This window comes from Streptomyces sp. NPDC050439 (genome assembly GCF_040655335.1).
Taxonomy (GTDB): domain Bacteria; phylum Actinomycetota; class Actinomycetes; order Streptomycetales; family Streptomycetaceae; genus Streptomyces.
The window spans coordinates 58,038-75,999 of record NZ_JBFAJT010000001.1; the positions used below are offsets into that span (position 1 = coordinate 58,038).

14 protein-coding genes and 1 pseudogene are annotated in these 17,962 nt (G+C 68.0%); 10 read left to right on the forward strand and 5 right to left on the reverse strand.

Features of this window, described 5'->3' with window-relative positions:
- The first annotated feature begins 588 nt into the window (after positions 1–588).
- Positions 589–2,040, forward strand: a complete 1,452-nt coding sequence (locus AB0I66_RS00310) for an FG-GAP and VCBS repeat-containing protein (protein ID WP_363205414.1) — start codon at positions 589–591, stop codon at positions 2,038–2,040.
- Positions 2,041–2,056: 16 nt separating this feature from the next.
- On the opposite strand, the pseudogene AB0I66_RS00315 reads toward AB0I66_RS00310, so the two are convergent.
- Together AB0I66_RS00315 and AB0I66_RS00320 are read right to left on the reverse strand one after the other, a co-directional pair.
- A pseudogene (locus tag AB0I66_RS00315) lies at positions 2,057–2,886 on the reverse strand (IS5 family transposase).
- A 789-nt stretch (positions 2,887–3,675) separates the two neighbouring features.
- A complete protein-coding gene (locus AB0I66_RS00320; protein WP_363205415.1) occupies positions 3,676–3,882 on the reverse strand; it encodes a cold shock domain-containing protein in 207 nt (68 codons plus the stop codon).
- Positions 3,883–4,332: 450 nt separating this feature from the next.
- Between AB0I66_RS00320 and AB0I66_RS00325 the strand changes: the two genes are divergently transcribed.
- Positions 4,333–5,553 (forward strand): hypothetical protein, encoded by a 1,221-nt coding sequence (locus AB0I66_RS00325; protein WP_363205416.1) that lies wholly within the window; start codon positions 4,333–4,335, stop codon positions 5,551–5,553.
- 190 nt (positions 5,554–5,743) lie between these two features.
- On the opposite strand, the gene AB0I66_RS00330 is transcribed toward AB0I66_RS00325, so the two are convergent.
- The gene (locus tag AB0I66_RS00330) at positions 5,744–6,466 is read right to left on the reverse strand and encodes an SMI1/KNR4 family protein (protein ID WP_363205417.1); all 723 of its coding nucleotides are present in this window, start codon (positions 6,464–6,466) and stop codon (positions 5,744–5,746) included.
- Positions 6,467–6,965: 499 nt separating this feature from the next.
- Here AB0I66_RS00330 and AB0I66_RS00335 point away from each other — a divergent pair, with 499 nt between their 5' ends.
- The 4 genes from AB0I66_RS00335 (at position 6,966) to AB0I66_RS00350 (ending at position 11,642) form a co-directional block, all read left to right on the forward strand.
- Positions 6,966–7,400, forward strand: coding sequence for a hypothetical protein (locus AB0I66_RS00335; RefSeq protein WP_363205418.1), 435 nt, complete (start codon positions 6,966–6,968; stop codon positions 7,398–7,400).
- 1,703 nt (positions 7,401–9,103) lie between these two features.
- Positions 9,104–9,829: an SDR family oxidoreductase gene (locus AB0I66_RS00340; RefSeq protein ID WP_363205419.1), complete on the forward strand. Its 726-nt coding sequence runs from the start codon at positions 9,104–9,106 to the stop codon at positions 9,827–9,829.
- A 93-nt stretch (positions 9,830–9,922) separates the two neighbouring features.
- A complete protein-coding gene (locus AB0I66_RS00345) occupies positions 9,923–10,429 on the forward strand; it encodes a DinB family protein (protein WP_363205420.1) in 507 nt (168 codons plus the stop codon).
- Between the two features lie 214 nt (positions 10,430–10,643).
- On the forward strand, positions 10,644–11,642 hold the full coding sequence (locus AB0I66_RS00350) for a GNAT family N-acetyltransferase (protein WP_363205421.1): 999 nt from the start codon (positions 10,644–10,646) through the stop codon (positions 11,640–11,642).
- An 830-nt stretch (positions 11,643–12,472) separates the two neighbouring features.
- Here AB0I66_RS00350 and AB0I66_RS00355 read toward each other — a convergent pair.
- Positions 12,473–12,931 (reverse strand): ATP-binding protein, encoded by a 459-nt coding sequence (locus AB0I66_RS00355; RefSeq protein WP_363205422.1) that lies wholly within the window; start codon positions 12,929–12,931, stop codon positions 12,473–12,475.
- Between the two features lie 316 nt (positions 12,932–13,247).
- Here AB0I66_RS00355 and AB0I66_RS00360 point away from each other — a divergent pair, with 316 nt between their 5' ends.
- The 3 genes from AB0I66_RS00360 to AB0I66_RS00370 all read left to right on the forward strand — a co-directional run bounded on the left by AB0I66_RS00360 (position 13,248) and on the right by AB0I66_RS00370 (position 15,258).
- On the forward strand, positions 13,248–14,114 hold the full coding sequence (locus AB0I66_RS00360) for a helix-turn-helix transcriptional regulator (RefSeq protein WP_363205423.1): 867 nt from the start codon (positions 13,248–13,250) through the stop codon (positions 14,112–14,114).
- Between the two features lie 29 nt (positions 14,115–14,143).
- Entirely contained in the window at positions 14,144–14,362 is a 219-nt protein-coding gene (locus AB0I66_RS00365) for a DUF397 domain-containing protein (RefSeq protein WP_363206632.1), read from the forward strand.
- 80 nt (positions 14,363–14,442) lie between these two features.
- Positions 14,443–15,258, forward strand: coding sequence for an SAM-dependent methyltransferase (locus tag AB0I66_RS00370; RefSeq protein WP_363205424.1), 816 nt, complete (start codon positions 14,443–14,445; stop codon positions 15,256–15,258).
- Between the two features lie 710 nt (positions 15,259–15,968).
- Here the strand turns inward: AB0I66_RS00370 and AB0I66_RS00375 are convergent.
- Positions 15,969–16,346 (reverse strand): hypothetical protein, encoded by a 378-nt coding sequence (locus AB0I66_RS00375; RefSeq protein ID WP_363205425.1) that lies wholly within the window; start codon positions 16,344–16,346, stop codon positions 15,969–15,971.
- 838 nt (positions 16,347–17,184) lie between these two features.
- Here AB0I66_RS00375 and AB0I66_RS00380 point away from each other — a divergent pair.
- Entirely contained in the window at positions 17,185–17,553 is a 369-nt protein-coding gene (locus AB0I66_RS00380) for a hypothetical protein (RefSeq protein WP_363205426.1), read from the forward strand.
- The last annotated feature ends 409 nt before the right edge of the window (positions 17,554–17,962 follow it).

Sequence of the window (17,962 nt, forward strand, 5' to 3'; positions counted from 1 at the left end):
GGGAGTTTGGGGCTCCGGTGCGCTTCAGGCGTTCATGGCTCGGGGCAGGAGTCTGAGGGGTGCTGATTCTGACGTGGGCCCAACTCCCCATGTGCCAGCGACAGGGGACTTGTCCGGGGTGCGGCGGCTGGGCCGCACGGCCAGGAGTGTTCCTAGGCAGTGTCTTCAAATGATCACCGCTGGCGGATCATGGTGTTGTGATACGTCGTCATGAACTGTTCGATGCTGAGTGGGAGTTCGTCCGGCCGCTGCTGCCCGAGTCGTTGCGGGGGCGTAAGCGGCTGGATGACCGCAGAGCCGCCCGACGCCGGCTGGCTCTCCTGTCAACTGTCCCGGCGCGCGCCGCGTTTCGGTGTGCCGCACCCCGAACGGAGCCGCCCCGAACCTGGCCTGCCCTCCGGGGCGGCGGCGGTCAGGAGGCCGCTCATGAGACCGGCGGCGAAGGCGGCAGACCGGCCCCACCAGGTTGAGGCAAGGATTCCGTTTCTGGGGGTTCACAGGTGTGCAACCCTCGCGTCACCTCGGCTGTCTCCTCTCTGCGGGCCCTGATCAACCTGATCCGAAGGGCCACCAGTCTCAGGAGGAACAGTGCGTCGCTCCCTCGTCGTCGCCATCGCGGCCGCCGCCATCGCCGCGCCGCTGGCGGTAGGCACCGCCACCGCGTCCGCAGCGCCCCGGGCGAAGGCGGCCAAGGCCCCGGTCGTCGACTTCAACAAGGACGGGTACGCCGACCTGGCGCTCGGAGCGGCGCACGCGACGGTCGGCGGGAAGCAGGAAGCCGGGTACGTGGCCGTGGTGTACGGGTCGAAGGGCGGCGCCGACCAGGCACGCCGGAAGGTCGTCGACCGGTCCAGCGCGGGGGTGCCCGGGGACGTCAGCAAGTACGGGGCCTTCGGCCGCGAGCTGACCGCCGCCGACCTCGACGGGGACGGCTACACCGACCTGGTCGTCGGCGCCGGTACAGGTGGCACCGTGGTGCTGTGGGGCTCCGCCGCCGGGCTCACGGACGCTTCCGCCCGACTGCCGGGCGCGGTCGGCTCCCTGGCCGTCGGCGACTTCGACGGCGACGGGCACCGCGACCTGGTGACGCATGAGTACAAGGCCACGCCCGAGAGCGGCGCCACCGGCATGACCGTCTCGTACGGGCCGTTCACGCGCGGCGGCGAGGCGGCCAGGAAGGACGCGATCGGGTTCGAATCGTTTGCCGAGCTGGACGGGTTCGTCGCGGGCGACATGGACGGCGACGGCGTCGACGATCTCGTCACCAGCCACGGCTTCGAGGACCGGGCGTTCGGCAGCCGCTTCTGGAAGGGCGGCGCGTCCGGCCTCGGCCACACGTACAAGGGGCTCAAGGCCTCCGTGGGCGGCGCCGTCGCGGACGTGGACGGTGACGGCTACGGCGACTTCGTCACTCGCGACAACGGCCCCTTCAACGACGACAACGAGGGTGACAAGGGCACCGTCCGCGTCGACTACGGCAGCAAGAACGGGCCCGCCGCCACCCGCACCGTGAAGATCACCCAGGACAGCCCGGGCGTCCCGGGCGTGGGTGAGGAGGGCGGTTACATCGGTGACGACTACTACAGCGGCGACCAGTTCGGCGCCTCGATCAGCGCGGGCGACGTCAGCGGCGACGGCTGCGCCGACATCGCCGTCGGCGTCCCCGGCGAGGACGTCACCGCGAGCGGCAAGAACGTCCGGGACAGCGGCAACGTCGTCCTGCTCAAGGGCGCCAGGAGCGGCCTGAGCGGCAAGGGCGCCCAGTCCTTCACCCAGACCACGCCCGGCGTCCCCGGCGCCTCCGAGAAGGGCGACAAGTTCGGCGCCGAGGTCTCGCTCGCCGACGTCAACGGCGACAAGAAGGCCGACCTGACCGTTACCGCCCCCGGGGAGGACGGCACGTACCGGGACTCCGGTGCCGCCTGGGTGTTCAAGGGCGCGGCCACCGGCCTGACGACGGCCGGGATCAGCTCCTTCGGCCCGGCCGCGCTCGGCGCCCCGGAGAAGGACGCCCGCCTGGGCTCGCGCCTGGCGCGCTAGGTTCTGTCGTCAAATGTCACGCCCACATCAGGAGCGATGCCAAGGTGACGGCTGCTTCGTAGGACCGGGCGGTCTTGTCGTAGCGGGTGGCGATACCGCGCCACTGCTTGAGGCGGTTGAAGCACCGTTCCACGACGTTGCGGTGCTTGTAGACCTCACGGTCGAAGCCCGGCGGGCGGCCTCCACGGCTGCCTCGCCGGGCCCGGTTGCCGACCTGGTCGGCCCGCTCGGGAATCGTGTGCGGTATGCCCTTGCGGCGGAGCCAGGTGCGGATCACCTTCGAGCTGTAGCCCTTGTCGCCCAGGACGTGATCGGGCCGGGTGCGGGGCCGCCCCGGTCCGATCCGGGGCACCCGGACCGCTTCCATCACGGCGGTGAACCGGGTGCAGTCGTTGATGTTGCCACCGGTGACGACGAAGCCGAGCGGACGGCCCCTGCTGTCACAGACCAGGTGAATCTTGCTGGTCAGCCCGCCTCGGGAACGGCCAAGGGCCGGGTCGCAGAGCCCCCTTTTCGAGCTCCGGCCGCATGCTGGTGGGCCCGGACGACCGTGGAATCGACCGACACCAGCCACTCGATGTCGCCCGCCGCGTCCGCCTTCGCCTGCGCAGCCCGCAGCATCCGGTCGAACGTCCCGTCCGCCGCCCACCTGCGAAAACGCGTATGCAGCGTGGCCCACGGCCCGTAACGCTCGGGCACGTCCCGCCAGGCCGTCCCGGTCCGGAACTTCCACACGATCCCGTTCAGGACCCTGCGGTCATCCAGCCGCTTACGCCCCCGCAACGACTCGGGCAGCAGCGGCCGGACGAACTCCCACTCAGCATCGAACAGTTCATGACGACGTATCACAACACCATGATCCGCCAGCGGTGATCATTTGAAGAAACTGCCTAGCGCCGGAAGCGGTCTGGCCCCCGCGCTCGTGCGCACCGAAACGGGGGCGATGTGGGGCGATGTCGTCGCCCCACCAGCGGAGACTGCTGCTCCGGTGATCATGGAGCTAGCCGCGCTACCGGACCCGCCCCGACGTCTGATCGGGGGCAGCCAATCCTGCGACTTGTTGACGTCGACCGCCAGGAAACGGGCGCCATCGGCTGCCCCCGGCAGCAGCAGACCGGCCCGCACCTGACGCAGTCGCGGCACGTCCGCGTCGTTCCCTCGGTTCAACGCCGCCTACATCGCGCAGGGTCGCATCCTGCGAAGTGGTGTACCGCCGCAGCCAGTTCGCCACGTTCTCGCAGGTGAGCGCCATGTGTAAGGCGCACGATTACACCACTCGGCGGAACACCACCGCGCACGATGCCTAGCCACGAGCCTGCGCCCCTTGCGGGGCCGCTCGGCGGCCTCCTGCTGGTGGCCGGCAGCCGCCACATCGACGCCCCGCGGGCGGGGCTGTGCCACCGGAGCAGACCCCATCGGCCCAGCCCCGCATGCACGTCGCGTGTCGGCCTGATCGACTGGCATCTGTCGGCGTCAGGCCACCCATCCGGGCACTGACGCTGTGCCCTGCGGCTCGTCTCTCCTTGGGCAGTGCAGACGAGCCGCACAGCATCTACCAGGCTGCGGCGCCCCTCCCCCGCCCGCCGGCACCCATCACCGCACGGGTACTCGGATACGCGGGCACCGCCTGCGCACCTACCCCTCGATCTGGACCTGGTCGGCCTGCGCTTTCTTCTGCCCCCGCTCCGTCACGAAAGAAACCTGCTGCACCTCCTCCAAGGTCTTAAAACCCTCCGCCTGGATCGCCTTGAAGTGCTGCTGCGCGGCCGAGTCCTTGACTGCTACTTCATCGCGCTGCTGGCCGCCCACAACGGCCGAAGCCGGGACATCCAAACCCGCCACACGGAGATGGGCGAAGTCGTGGCCACCGGGGACAACCGGTTGTTGCTGGAGAGCACCGGCAGACGCACCGTCGGAAGGCCGGTGCCGTGGAGGGGGCATTCCGCCAAATCCCCGCAATGGTGCGCACCGCCGCTCCCGCGCTGCAGGACGCACTGCAGGTCTTCGGCTCCGGCACGCCGCTGGTCAACGAGCCCGTGCGACAGAGGCAGGCGTGGGGCCCAGCACCCCGGCGCGGCCCTGCCCGGCCGGTCCGACGCCCACCGACAGCATCTGCCGCTTCGCAATGCCGCCCGTACATCGAAAGTCGCCTGCGGATGCATTGACCCGCTGCGAACTTGGCGCTTTCATCGCGTGAGCCCCGCGCACAACAGTGCCGGGCGTCACCCGTGATCGGGCACGAGGGCTGGAGAGCGGCAAGGGCCGTGCTCAAGCCAAAGGGGGAACCATCTGATGAGACCCGCGTTAGGGATCTGCATGTCCGTCGGCCTCGCGGCCGTCCTCACCTGTCTCGCCTCTCCCGCAGGGGCGGCAGGCGACGATCCGGCTGCGCGTACCGAACGGATCAGCGTCGCACCCGATGGCACCGGTGGGAACGGGCACTCGGTGGATCCGAGTGTCAGCGCGGACGGGCGCGTCGTCGCCTTCGTGTCTTCGGCGAACAACCTGCTGCCCGGGACGGAGATGCCCAACAACGTCTTTTACCGGACGGCTCCCGGTGCGCCCCTCCAGCGTGTGGAGATGCCCGGTGAGTCGACGATGGCGCCCAGGGTGTCCGATTCGGGGCGCCATCTGACGTTCACCTCGTGGTCCGCCACGAACCAGAAGTACTCCGTGCACGTGATGGATCTGCGCACCGGGCGCACCCAACCCGTCGCGCCCGCACTCCCGGGAGGCTATCGCGCGTACTACGGCCCGGCCCCGCTCAGCGCGAACGGACGCTACCTCGCCTTCGTGGCCAAGACGGCCGCCGACGAGGACGGGGTGACCCGCTGCCGGATCATGCTCCTGGACCGCCAAAGTCAGCGGCTGTGGCGGGCGGGACCCTCCACGACCCGTGGCTGCCAGGACATCTCCCTGAGTGCCGACGGCCGCAAGGTGGCCTATCAGGTCGGCTATGCGGGGCCGTCCGACGACGACCAGGCGGACATCCTGGTCTACGACCGCGTGAGCGGGAAGACCGTGCAGGCCGATGTCACCCATGACGGGGCACCGGCCGACAGGTCGGCGCAGGCGCCGGTGCTCAGCGCCGACGGCTCCAAGGTCGGCTTCAACTCGGCGTCCACAAACCTGGTCCCGGGCACCGACCCCAACGGAGACACCAGCACGTCCTGGAACGCCTTCGTCCGCGATCTGCGCACCGGCACACTCCAGCGCCACGACGGCCACTCCCCCACCGATGTCACCTTGGTGTCGGACCTCTCGGCGGACGGCTCGAAGCTGCTCCTCAACACCGCCGACGCCAACCGCGTCTCCCAGGGGCTGATCCTGCGCGAGGTACGCACCGGCCACGAGGAGCTGCTCTCGCCCGGCCAGGACGGCAAGCCCGTCACCGTGGGCCGCGCCGCACTGAGCGCGGACGAGTCGACGGCCGTCTTCGACTCCTACTACCCCGGCCTGGTGCCCGCCGACAACAACCTGATCGGGGACGTCTTCGTGCGCACCCTGCGCTGAGCAAACGCCCACCCCGGTGCGTGCCCAGTGGCTCGCACCGGGGCGGGCCGTGCGGTCACGACATCGGACAGTGGCAACGCTGCATCGAGCGCGCTTTGCGCCTGTTGAGCGTCATGCCCGGGGCTACGGCCGGGCCCTGGGGGTTGATGCCCGCGTGGTCAACGGAGCCGACAGCAGCCGTCAGGCCCGGTCAGCGATAGTCGTTGAGCCAGTCGCCCGGGATCAGGTCACGAACACGGTCGAGGTCTTCCGCCGTCCGGCCGCGGGCCAGAACGGCCGCGCCGTCGTCATCGCGCACAAGGACGTCGTGCCCCAAAAACCACCGTGTCTCCTCACCAACAGGGTATGCCGGGAACGGCAGTCGGACGAAGTTCGTCTCCAGCAGCTCGAAACTGTCACCGTCCGGGTCGAGGAAGTCGCAGAGCTCCTCATCGCCCTGCAGGGACTCCGACAAGATGATCTCAACGAAGCACAGAGAAAGACGCTCCAACCAGACCTCCCACCGCTCGGCGTTCTTGTCGGCAAGGTCAAGTCGCATGAGCACCGCAGGGTCGTCATCTGGGAGGCTGTCGAGGAGGATGCCCCAGGAAGCCGCTCCCTGGTTCTCGTGGCGGAAGACCAGCGCCTCCGTGGCGTCATCGACATACAGCTCTGCCGGGCTGAGCAGCACGTCATGGTTGCTGGTCAGATCCCGTCGACGTCCGAACAGCAGATACGCCTCGCTCAACGCCATCGGCAGCCGGACACTCAACCTCTGCTCAGCAGCCTCGACATCGGCTTCAGTCCAGCCGTCCTCGCTTCCCAGGGACGCGCCGACCCAGTGGGCGGCGAAGCCTTGGATGAAGACCCATGCACCACTGCGGCCTTCGACGCCTCGGGCGAGCGACGCCGCCAGATCGAACTCTTGTGTCATGCCAGGACGATATCCGTCCCGCTCACCAGCCCACTTCACAGCGTGACCACCACACCAACAGCGTTGGCCATAGTGGAACAGGCTCACCACCGCGTAGGGAGCCAAGCCGGACACGTGCTCGGGCGATGTGAGGACCCGTTCACCCCGAATAACCCGAGCAGCGACCGAACGGACCCGCCTGCAAGTAGTGAAACGAAACTCTTGATGAACAAGATGGTCGAAGTCACAGATGGCGCACAAGGGTTGCGTTCACATGCCATCTCTCCGATCGCCCCCTCCCCCACCACCACGAGGATGTCGACTCCCCATGCCCTGCAACCGACTTGCGCACACTGACCCACACACGAGTGCTGGGAAACGCACCTTGCACGACATCGAGCTCCCCAGTGCCTGAGCGAGGCCGGGCCCGGCAGAAGACGGGCCGGTGGCTCCGCCTGCCTGCGCCAGGGCGAGAGCCGGGCGGAGGACCTCTGTCATACCTCCGTGGTACCCATGTCCCATGAGCCAGTTCCGCGACTTCAACCTCAAGCTGCTCGTCATCGAGAAGCTCATGTACGGCCCCGAGCCGCTTCTGCCGGTCTACGACCTGCCCACGCAGCTGGCAGAGCGGGGGATCGCCGACCCCGCGTCTTACGTCCTGGAGAACGGCTTGCACGCGGAGGTGCTGCCGGAGCCCCGGGCCCATTTCGAGGCCCTGGAGATCCCTGCCGAGCTGCTCGCCCGCGTCGAGGAGCTGTGCTTCGACGCCGGGGCGGATGTTTTCCGGCACTGCGCCCCGGCCTGGGACGGCGAGGACGACCTGTTCGATGTCCGCTCGCTCGACGACCTCGCTCTGCTGCCCAACCTGCGGGAGGTCACCTTCGTGGAGGACGGCGTCCTGGCGGTGCAGGATGCGGACAAGGTCTTCGCCGCGTCCGGCATCGACACCGACTGAGCCCGGGCACGCTTCGTTGCCCGCCTCCCTGGCGGGCCCTCGGGCCCGCCAGGGAGGCCACGCACCACCGGCACACGCCTGCAGATCCCACGGCTGCTAATTCCCTGCTGCACCCAACCGCTCTTGCAGCAGCACCGCGTGCACACTGTCAGCCGGGACTCGGTTGTCATTTCATGTCCGGCGAGAGGTACGAGACCCTCATCCCCATCCCGCAAGAGAACGCAGACGGTTCATACAACCGGCTGCGGCGGGACGTGTGGCCCGCGTTTCTCGTGCGGGCGTCGCGTCGTCTGTGCTCCGCTCTGGCGCAGCGCAGTTCCTGGCCGCGCTTCACGCCGGGGGCCAAGTCCAAGGTCGGAACCCCACACCGGGGCCGGTGCCTTGCGGGAGGCGCTGAGAGGCAAGCGTTCCCGCAAGGCACCCGAGGCGGCCGGGAAGCTCAGCCTCCAACCACAGAGCCGCAGCCCCATCGCGGCGACGACGCAACCTGCGGCCACAGCCAGTATGACGCTCCGGCCCACCCGCCACCGCGCGACCTAAACCCTTCGACGACTCAGGCCCCACCCGCAGCGGGGAGAGTACACGGATCTCTTCAGGGAGAGATCAACTTCTTTCGCGTGCTGCATCACTCGCGCGGCCAGCACCCCGACAGGGCCCCGGCCTGGTGATCACCCCTACGTGCGGCCATTCCCGAGCTGCCTCCGCGCATCACGCTGCATCCGCAACGCCGCCTGCCTGCTCCGGCACGCGTCAATCCGCATCCCACGCGCCCGTGCCCGGGCTGCCGCAGCCCACACACGCATATCAACCGCACGCTCCCGACAACTCGCCGACTCAGAACCGCCCATCACCCCGCTCCCTCCCGGACCGCGACCGCCGCACGCCTCAAGTCCCGAACCACGAACCAGGGCCAGAGCAGGAGACTCCTCGCTTCCGATACCCCCCCTGCTCTCCTACCCTCGGACAGACAGCAGGGCTCACGTCCTGCGCCGCAGGCTCCCAGCCCCCGAGCCGCGGACCAGGCCGGCCGGAGCTGCCTCACCGACAACACAGCTCCGGCCTCCGCCCTCCCGGCGTCACAGCAAGCAGGGCAAGAGTTGTACGCAGTCCTACCCCAACGTCAGGAGGGCACCGCGCGGGGCCCATCGAGGGGGAGCCTCGGTCCTTCGCGCCCCCGGCCGCGGCCGCACCCGCGCGGCGGCGGCCGGACCCCTCCAGCCTCCCACCACCAACCCACCCTGTCCCCCGCCCCGGCACAGTCACCGACCCTTCCCTCACTCCCCTGTTGTGCAACGGGTTAAGGCCGGTTGCTACTGGAGAGCAAACACCAGACGCACCGCGGGAACGCTGTGCACAGCCGCTCCTCGCGCCAGGACGCTGCGGGTCTTCGGGCCCGGCATGAACACACTGCCCGCCCAGCGCATGTGCCGCGTATGGCCTCGCGTACGCGAGGTGCTTAGCGCTGCCCGCCGGCGCCCGTTTTCCGCTGCACATAGGAACTGACCTACCCGGCGCATCGCGGACGGCACAGCGTGGCGCGAGCAACCAGCCGTTCTCCGGGCCACCGGGGAGTAGCTGTCTGCATCGGGAGGGCTTGCCCGCGGACCACGCCGGCAAAGGCCATTGAGCGGGAGCGGTGACACCAGTACGTTCGAAGGTCCCACATCATCTCTCGCCAGTGTGGAGGAACAGTGCTCAAAGGCATGACGGCCGTCGTCACGGGCGGATCCCGGGGGATCGGCCGGGCGATTGTTGAACGCTTGTGTCGTGACGGAGCCGACGTGGTCTTCAACTACGCCACCAGCGGTGAAGCCGCGGCCGACGTCGTCCGCGTCGTTCAGGCGGACGGTGGCAAGGTCCGGGCGGTGTGCCTTGATCTGAAGGAGCCCGACGCGCCGGAGCGGCTGATGGAAGCCGCGGAGATGCATCTCGGCGGCCTGGACATCTTGGTCAACAACGCGGCGATGGCGTTCAGCCCGGCTCCGCTCGCCCAGACCGAGGTGGAGGTTTTCGACAGCGTGATGGCGGTCAACACCCGCTCTGTCTTCCTGACGATGCGTTACGCCGCCAGGCAGATGCGCGACGGCGGGCGGATCGTGAACATCTCCACCATGAACACCGTGCGTCCCGTGCCGGGCATCGGACCGTATGCCGCCAGCAAGGGCGCGATCGAGCAACTGACCGCGGTCACCGCCCGGGAGCTCGGACCCCGGGGCATCACGGTCAATGCTGTCTCGCCCGGCGCGACCGACACGGAAATGCTCCGTAGCACCAATCCCCCAGAGGCGCTCCAGGCGGTCGCCGGCATGACACCTCTGAGCCGCCTCGGGGAGGCGTCCGACGTGGCCGCTGTCGTCGCGTTCCTCACGGGCCCAGATGGCAGGTGGATCACCGGCCAGAACCTGCGGGCAACCGGCGGACTGGCCTGAGTTCGGCTCATCGCCCCGGTGCCGGCCCTACGGCCGGACGCCCGCCGTTAAATGCCTCGACAGCCGGTGCGGTGATCGGGGACGCTTCGCGCGATGACCAAAATCAACGACACACCGCCCGCGTGGGACGAGCGCACTCAGCTCACCACGTTCCTTGACTACACACGCGAGAGCGCCCGCGCCAAATGCGACGGCGTCTCCCCGGACAACGCACGCAAGGCGCTCCTGCCGGGTTCACCGCTGATGACCATGAGCGGTCTCATCAACCACCTGCGCTGGGTCGAGTACTACTGGTTCCAAGTGGTCTTCCTCGGCGAAGAAGACCGGGCCCCCATGACGGATGAGGACCCCGACCGCGAAATGCGCATCGCTGTCGACTTCCCGCTCCCACAGCTGCTCGACGAATACGCCGAACAAAGCGCCCGCTATCGCGAACTGGTCACCAAGCACGGCCTGGACCAGCAGGCCACGAGAACCATCCGCAACGGCCTTCACGTCGACCTGCGCTGGATCCTCCTCCACCTCACCGAGGAGACAGCCCGCCACAACGGCCATTTGGACATTCTGCGCGAGATGCTCGACGGCACGACCGGCAACTGAGACTTGTCCGGGCGATCACGTTCGGAGCCACACGGTGAGGGCTGCCGCGGTGGCCGTGCTGAGGTAGACATAGCCGTGGAACGGCCGCAGCCGTTCCCACTGCGCGTCAGTCAGGTCCCCGCGATTGGTCATCCCGCGGAAAAACGAGTTCTGTTGTCCGATCGGCACGGCCTACGCTCGCGACCGCATGTCCAACTCAACGGGAGGCATTGGCATGGGCGTGCACAGCGGCAGCGGCCATGGATCGCTGGGACGATCGCCCGGCTATCTCTTCCAGCCGTATCGCGGCAACCAAGACCACGGCGCGATGGCCGCTGTGCGGCTGGGCTGTGCAGCGCGGGACGGGATCGACACTCGCTCGATTGTGGAGGGAGTTCCGACGGCAGCCGAGATCGCCGCAGCCTCCGCCAAGTTGGACGCCCCGTCCGAGAACCAGGTCTTGGTGGAGCACAACGGTGACATCGTCGGCTACGTGACGATCAGGTGGTGGCAGGAGCGGGATGGGACATGGCTGTACCTGCACCGTGGCTACCTGCTGCCCGAGCACCGCGGCGCGGGCATCGGCTCGGACATGGTCAACTGGGCCGAGAACCGTGTCCGCCGGCTCGTGCAGCAACATGGAACTGCACGGACGGCTGTGTTCGGCGCGAACGCTATGGCTTCCGAGGAGGATTCAACGGAGCTGCTGCTCGAAACCGGGTACCGGCGTGTCTTCAGCCTGATAGAGATGGAACTGGCCGATCTCCGACGGCTAGCCGAGAACAACGGCCAGTTGCCGTCCGGCATCAGATTGGGTGCCGTCGAGTCGAGCAGTTACCACGCGGCCTGGAAGACGGTCGTTGATTCGTATGCCGATGTTGCCTTCACCGAGAAGTGGACGTTCGAGAGCTTCCTTGCCACGGCCGCCCCGACCTGCTGGCGAGCCGCTTGGGATGAGGATCGGATGGCGGGCGTCGCGCTGTGCGCCATCCGCCGGCATGACCACACCGTGGGCGAAGTCGAAGAATTGAGCGTTCGGGCAGAGTCGAGGCGTCTGGGTCTGGGGCGGGCCCTGCTGTTGGACGGATTGCGATCACTTCGTGAGCACGGCGCGGAGACTGCCCGGTTGTACACCGGGACCGCGAATCTGCACCGCTCCTACGACCTCTACGAGAGCGTAGGGTTCCGGCGCCAGAACGAATACGTCCGCTACCGCAAGCCGATCGACGTCTGATCCCACGGAGGCGGATCCGGAGCACCTTGGCGGTACGAATTCCCGAGGAACGAGCCCAGCTTGATCGCCCGGACAGGTCCCTAGATCCAGCAAAGATCACGGGCGGAGCCACAGTCGGACCGGGCGGCCGTGACGGCGCCGTGGATGGTGCAGGCGTGCTTGTCGAACCTACCGTGTCCCTCGAAGCCATCCCCCAATAACGTCCTGCGACGCCCTGCTGTGGCCGTCAGAGTTCTTGCACGGCCAGGCCGATGCGGTTCGCTTACCGCAGATCCCCGGGGTCGTAACCGCAGACCGCACGACAGTCGCCGGGAGACGTCTTTAGGGGCTTGGCGGGTCGTCACCGAGTGGGTTCACCGGGCTTCGTCGCCCGTCGATGACAGTGGGGCCCACGTGTACCGGACGCATACCCCGCGGCGGTGGAGCCAGGCTGTCTCGTGGCGCCGAAGGCCATCCGCAGACTCCGGGGCGATGGTACTGGGCCAGCGGACGAGTACCGCGGTGACCTGGCCTTTCTGTACGAGCTGACGCACACGTCGCCACCCGCTGCGCTGGACCGGGTCGGGCTCTCCGTAGGTGTCCGTGACGACCTCGGCGATGGTCAGCCCCCGTTCCTCGGCGAACGCGTGGCCTTCTGTCCGTGCGCACTGCGTGGCCGTCCCGTGCGTATCCGGGGCCCGGTCGGCGCATACGTACAGCACGACGGGAGGCGAAGTGTCGCCGGGGGAACTCATGGATGCCTTCTTTGGATGGGTCAAGGAGAGGGTTCGCCACGTCAAGAGGCACGACTAGGCGGTGCGGTGCCGCCGGAGACCTTGCCGTACCAGCGGTCAGGGGCAGGCCGTCAACTCTGCCCAGACGACGGTGCCTTCGGCCCGAGTGGAGTGCGCGGAGCCCCAGCGGTCGGCGAGTTCTTGGACGAGGAACAGGCCTCGCCCGCTCTCCGCGCACGCATCGGCTTGGTGCTCAGGTGGGCGGATCGGGGTGCGGCCCGCGTCGTGGAGTTCGATCCGCAGGCGCTGCTCTCCGCCGCTCAACATGAGGCCGCACAGGACCCGTTCGCTGTCGGTGTGCAGGACAGCGTTCGTGGTCAGTTCCGAGACCAGCAGTACCGCGTCGGAGCAGGTGGTGCCGGTTACCTGCCAAGCGCTCAGCCGGTGGCGAACTGCGTCGCGGGCGGCTCGTGCACTGGTGCGTAGGGCGGGAAGGCCGAACCAGTACTCGCGTCGCGGCGCGGCCGTGGTTAAGCCGGCAGACGAAGCAGGGGTGGGGTGCGGGGGCAGGGTCACGAAAGTCGCCTTCCAAGGCCTGTCGCGGGGCAGGCGCGGTGTGGGGGTGCGGACGGCAGCTCGAGCGGTGCGAGGCGGTGCCCGGCCAGGTGCCCTGCGCCGGTGGCGTGGCGACGAGGGCATCACCATCCCGCATCCGGCGGGGACCGGGTGCTGCGGCAGGGCGGTGACGCGACCGTGCATATGCCGACTATGCGCGTGATCACCTCGCGCTGCAACCTCCTCCCTGATAATTTCACCCAGCAGATATCGCTCTGGCGTCGTCATCAAGTCACTGTCAGAATGGTGTTGTTGAAGAGCCCTCAGGAGGTCGGGCGTGAGTGAAGGTCGTTCCAGCACCAGCGCGCCGACCGTGCTGCGCATGATCCTCGCCCGTCGGCTGCAGGACATGCGGCTCAGCGTCGGTGCTTCACTGGAGGACGCGGCCAAAGCGCTTCGTGTCAAGACCCTGACGATCCGTCGGCTGGAAAAGGCCGAGGTCGCCCTGAAGCCTCTCTACGTGGAAAAGCTCCTGGAGACCTACGGCGCGGACCGCCGGGAGATCGACGAGTTCGTCGATCTGGCCGAGCAGGCCAACGAGCCCGGCTGGTGGCACTCCTACCGCGACGCGGTCCCCGGCTGGTTCACTGCCTACGTCAGCCTGGAGACCGGCGCCAAGACCTTGCGCACCTACGAACCCCAGTACGTATCTGGCCTTTTGCAGACTCCCGACTACGCCCGCGCGGTGCTGCGCGGCGGACTGCCCAACGGCAGCGACGAGGAGTTGGCCCGCCGCGTGGAATTGCGGCTGCGGCGCCAGAGCCTGCTGGAGCGGGAGGACGCTCCCACCCTGTGGGTGGTCATGGAGGAAGCCGTCCTGCACCGCCAAGTGGGCAGCTCCGAGGTGATGCGGGAGCAGATCGAGCGGCTTCTGGACGTGTCCGAACTCCCGCACATCAGTCTCGACATCGTGCCCTTCACGTCAGGTGCGCACGTCGGGGCGTGTGCCCCGTTCACGTACTTCCGGTTTGAGGAACCCGAGCTGCCCGACATCGTGTACAGCGAACTCCTGTCGGCTGCCCTCTACTTGGACCAGCGCGTGGACGTGGTCGCCCACCTCGAAGCGCATACCCGCATGGCTCTCCTGACGTCGTCCGAGGACAGCAGGGCCCTTTTGAACCACATGCGCAAGGAGTACTCGTGACGGTGATCGACGAGGGTGTCTACAACGGGATGCCGGCCCACGACCTCGGGGAGCAGGGCTGGGAGCGCCCCTGGAGCGGGCCGAACGGCGGCCAGTGTGTCGAGACGAAAAAGCTCGCCGACGGCCGCGTGGCCCTGCGCCAGTCGACCGATCCCGGCGGACCGGCCCTGATCTGCACGCCGGAGGAGATCGCCGCGTTCCTGCGCGGGGTCAAACAAGGCCTGGCCGATCATCTGACCTCCGGGTAGACCCACGACGGGCATACGGGAGAGACACCGGTGCCGTTCCTGGCCTGCGGGCCACCCTATACACGCACGAAAGGAACACCATGACCCCCAGCCAGGCCGGCCGGCAACTCGACACGAGCAGGGCGCACTCGGCCCGCATGTACGACTACTTCCTCGGAGGCAAGGACCACTTCGAGGTCGACAAAGAGGCGGCTCTGATCGCCGCCAAGGCACATCCCGGCCTTCCCCTGACCGCCCGCGAAAACCGAGCGTTCATGCACCGGGCCACCCGTGTACTGGCCCAGGAGCACGGCATCCGACAGTGGCTGGACATCGGCACAGGGATTCCCACTGAACCCAACCTGCACCAGGTCGCCCAGTCCACCGTGCTCGACGCCCGCGTCGTGTACGCCGACAACGACCCCCTCGTCCTCAAGTGCGCCGAACGCCTCATGCGCAGCACGACACAGGGCCGCACGGCCTACATCGAGGCCGATGTCACCAACCCCGATGCGCTGATGAGCGCCGTCGAAGACGCCGAGGTCCTGGACTTCAGCCAGCCCATTGCCCTCTCCCTCAACGCGCTCATGCACTTTGTGACCGACCCGCACGATCCCTACGCCATCGTGCGCCGGCTGCTCGACCCGCTGCCGACCGGCAGTGCCCTGGCCATGAACCACTGCACGCCCGACTTCGACCCCGTCACCTGGAACAACGTCGCGGAGGCCTATACCAACTCCGGGACTCCGGTCCAGTTCCGTTCACACAGCGACATCCGCGCCTTCTTCGACGGGCTCGACCTGATCGAACCCGGGATCTGCTGCTGCCACCGCTGGCGCCCCACCCAACCCGCCGACGGGACGGAGCCCACGGACGCTCAGATCAGCCTCTTGGCGGGAGTAGGCATCAAGCGCTGACCGGGGACATGCCGCAACCGGGCCGACCGGCCCACCGTGTGGGCAGCAGACAAGTCCCCCCGGCATACGGCACTCCCCCAGGTCCATCCGATGCCGTCAGCGGGCCGCTCCCGTGCTGGCGAGGCAGGTGAACTGCCCGCTCAAGCAAGGGTTTTGAGAAGCGGCCACGCCATCTACGTGTCGCCACCCTCGCACCAGTGCGCGCCGCTCACCTCACACTGAGAACCGAACCACCAAATCTCCACACGGCCCGAGGCCTGCGAAACGGCGGCGACTTTGTCGAGGGCGGGCCGTAGGGCCGTTACGGCATCGCACCAAGCGGTGGCACCCCCTGGAACTCGTCCGTCAAGGAGGCGAGCGGCTTGAGTCGCAGGCATGAGCGTCGTTCCAGTGTTGACGGGGCCACTTCAAACTATGCCGTGCGTCGTTGTCCTGAGCATGGACAGCGTTGACGAGGAACAGGGGTCCACAGCTCAGCTATTGGGGGCCTATTGGTTGGACTCTCCACTGCACGGGGCTGCTGCGTGCGTGTGGTGTGTCGAGATACGAAGGATCGTCTCCGCCGCAGAGCTTCGACCACTTCGGGACGCGGCCGAGACCGAACGTAGCGTCTGGGTGTGGCTTCGCCGGTCCAGGCGGACTGTGGTACCGATTCTGTGGGCGGTGACAGTGGTCATCGCGCTGGCAGCCGGGGCCTTGCGCGAGATCCGTTAGGACTCCACCGGCGCATCTCCGCCGGGGCCACTCTTGCTGACATCGATCACACGCAGCGTTACGGTCTGGCTCCAACCACCAGCGGCAATCCGCTCACCCAACCGGAGTTCGGGGTCCGCCCTCACCACCAGCCGTTGCGGCAGCGCCAGTTGACAAGCAAGGGCGACAAGGGTTTCCAAGGCACTGTTGGCCAGGTAGGCCACTCCGGTCAGGTCGACAGTGATCTCGTGCGTGGGTGCGCTCTGCCGGGCGGTGGACACCGCCAAGGCCAGAGGCGTGCGGTGCGCGGCGTACACCTCGCCGCACAAGCGCACACCGGCACCGCCACTCGACGGCAGGATCAGCAGGAGGTCATCGGCGTAATAGTCACGCATGTCAGAGTCCCAGATGATGTGGGCGCACCGGTGGAGCGCCAGCAAAGTGGGATGCTGATCGAGGGTCTCCAACGCGGCGCTATGAGGCGGGTGCAGTGTCCCGCTAAGGTCGCCGCTGGCGAAGGGGCCCACTCCGGGCCCGAGAGATCACTGGTGGGGTGTTGTTGCGCTAACCGCAACACTCGACCACGGACAGTAACCAGTCTATCGCCAAAGGCTTTCGCTGGGTAGGCCCCCTTTCCCGGGTCCGCCGCGACCATCTCGCCCGTGCCGATGCCATAACGGCTGATTCCTGGTGTTGCGCCTGCTGATCAGGGATACCCGTAAGACCCTGCACGCAGAGCTGTGCGGACGAATCCTGGCGCCAAGACCTCGCGCGAGGGGCCGCTTTATGGCTTGAGGCGGCACGGCCGCCGCTCCCCTCGACCGTGCCGCCTCAAGTCTCACCGCTACACCGGAGCACGCAGCGTGACGGGCACCAGCACCATGCCGAGGCTGAACCCGTGGCCCCCCGGAGGTCGCCTGCAAGAGCGCAATTGCCGGCCCTACGAGAAACGCGCCGCCTTTCCACCCCGCTCCACCCAACTAGCCTGCGGCGGAGCCTGCTTGCGGTGGCACCGCATCTCACTGTGCACCGCGCAGCAGGAGGTGAGAAGTTACGCGGTCGATGTTCACGTGCCAGGCTGGCGTCATGCCGATAGGACCGAGGCCGAACCTCCTCCTGCGCCACCCCGTTGGCAGCCGCCGCACGGGCAACAAGATCACCACCTATTACCGGGTGAGCACGGCGTGCCTGGACCGTCCGGCGGACGGGATACGGTCGGGGACAATACGCTGTGTGGAGTGCGACGCATGGGTCGGGTTCCGGGTCCACAGTGCCGCCCAGGTCGTGAGCCGACGCCGCTGGTGGATCACTCTTGCCGTGGTGGCAGCCGTTGTCCTTGCCCTATGCACGCCCGTGTTCCTCGACTCTCGCCCCGACCAATCCGCGGCCTGTGTCCTGGGCTCCGTCCTGGGCGCCGTTTTGGCGTTGGGCTTCTTGGTGGTCGGCGTGCTGGGCGCGGTGCTCGAAAGTGGTGTGACCAGCGACCCTCGGAGGCGTAACGGGCCGCACCAGGTCACCATGCTGCGGGGCGGATCGGACGGCAAGGAGGCCCGCAGGCTTGCAAACATCGCCACTCCGACGGAGGCCACACTCGACGGCTAGGCAGTGCTTTGGAACGCCGCCTGCGCCTCGTCCACGGGCGTGACCGCCTCGGTGCGGAGCCGGTGGAACGTTCCCATGGTCAGCGCGGTGTTGTGGAGCCGTTGTTGCCGAAGGGCGCCTCGACCTCCGCGACGGCTTCCTCCCGTTTGCTGGCCCACGGCACCGAAACCACGAATCAGTGAGACGGCGATGCCACCGGCCCTCAACTCCCGCAGCACGCCCGTGTGTCCCGCCACGCTGGCCGCTGCGCTCGAGGCTGGACCGGCCGTAGGGGAGCAAGTGCGGCCGGAACTGCCCGCTTCGATCTCCCGCCGTTACACTGCGATGACTCGCGGTCAGCCTCCTTGACACGGCCGGGACGAGCCCTCCGACGAGACGTCGCGCTACCAGCCTCGGGCAGCAGCACCGC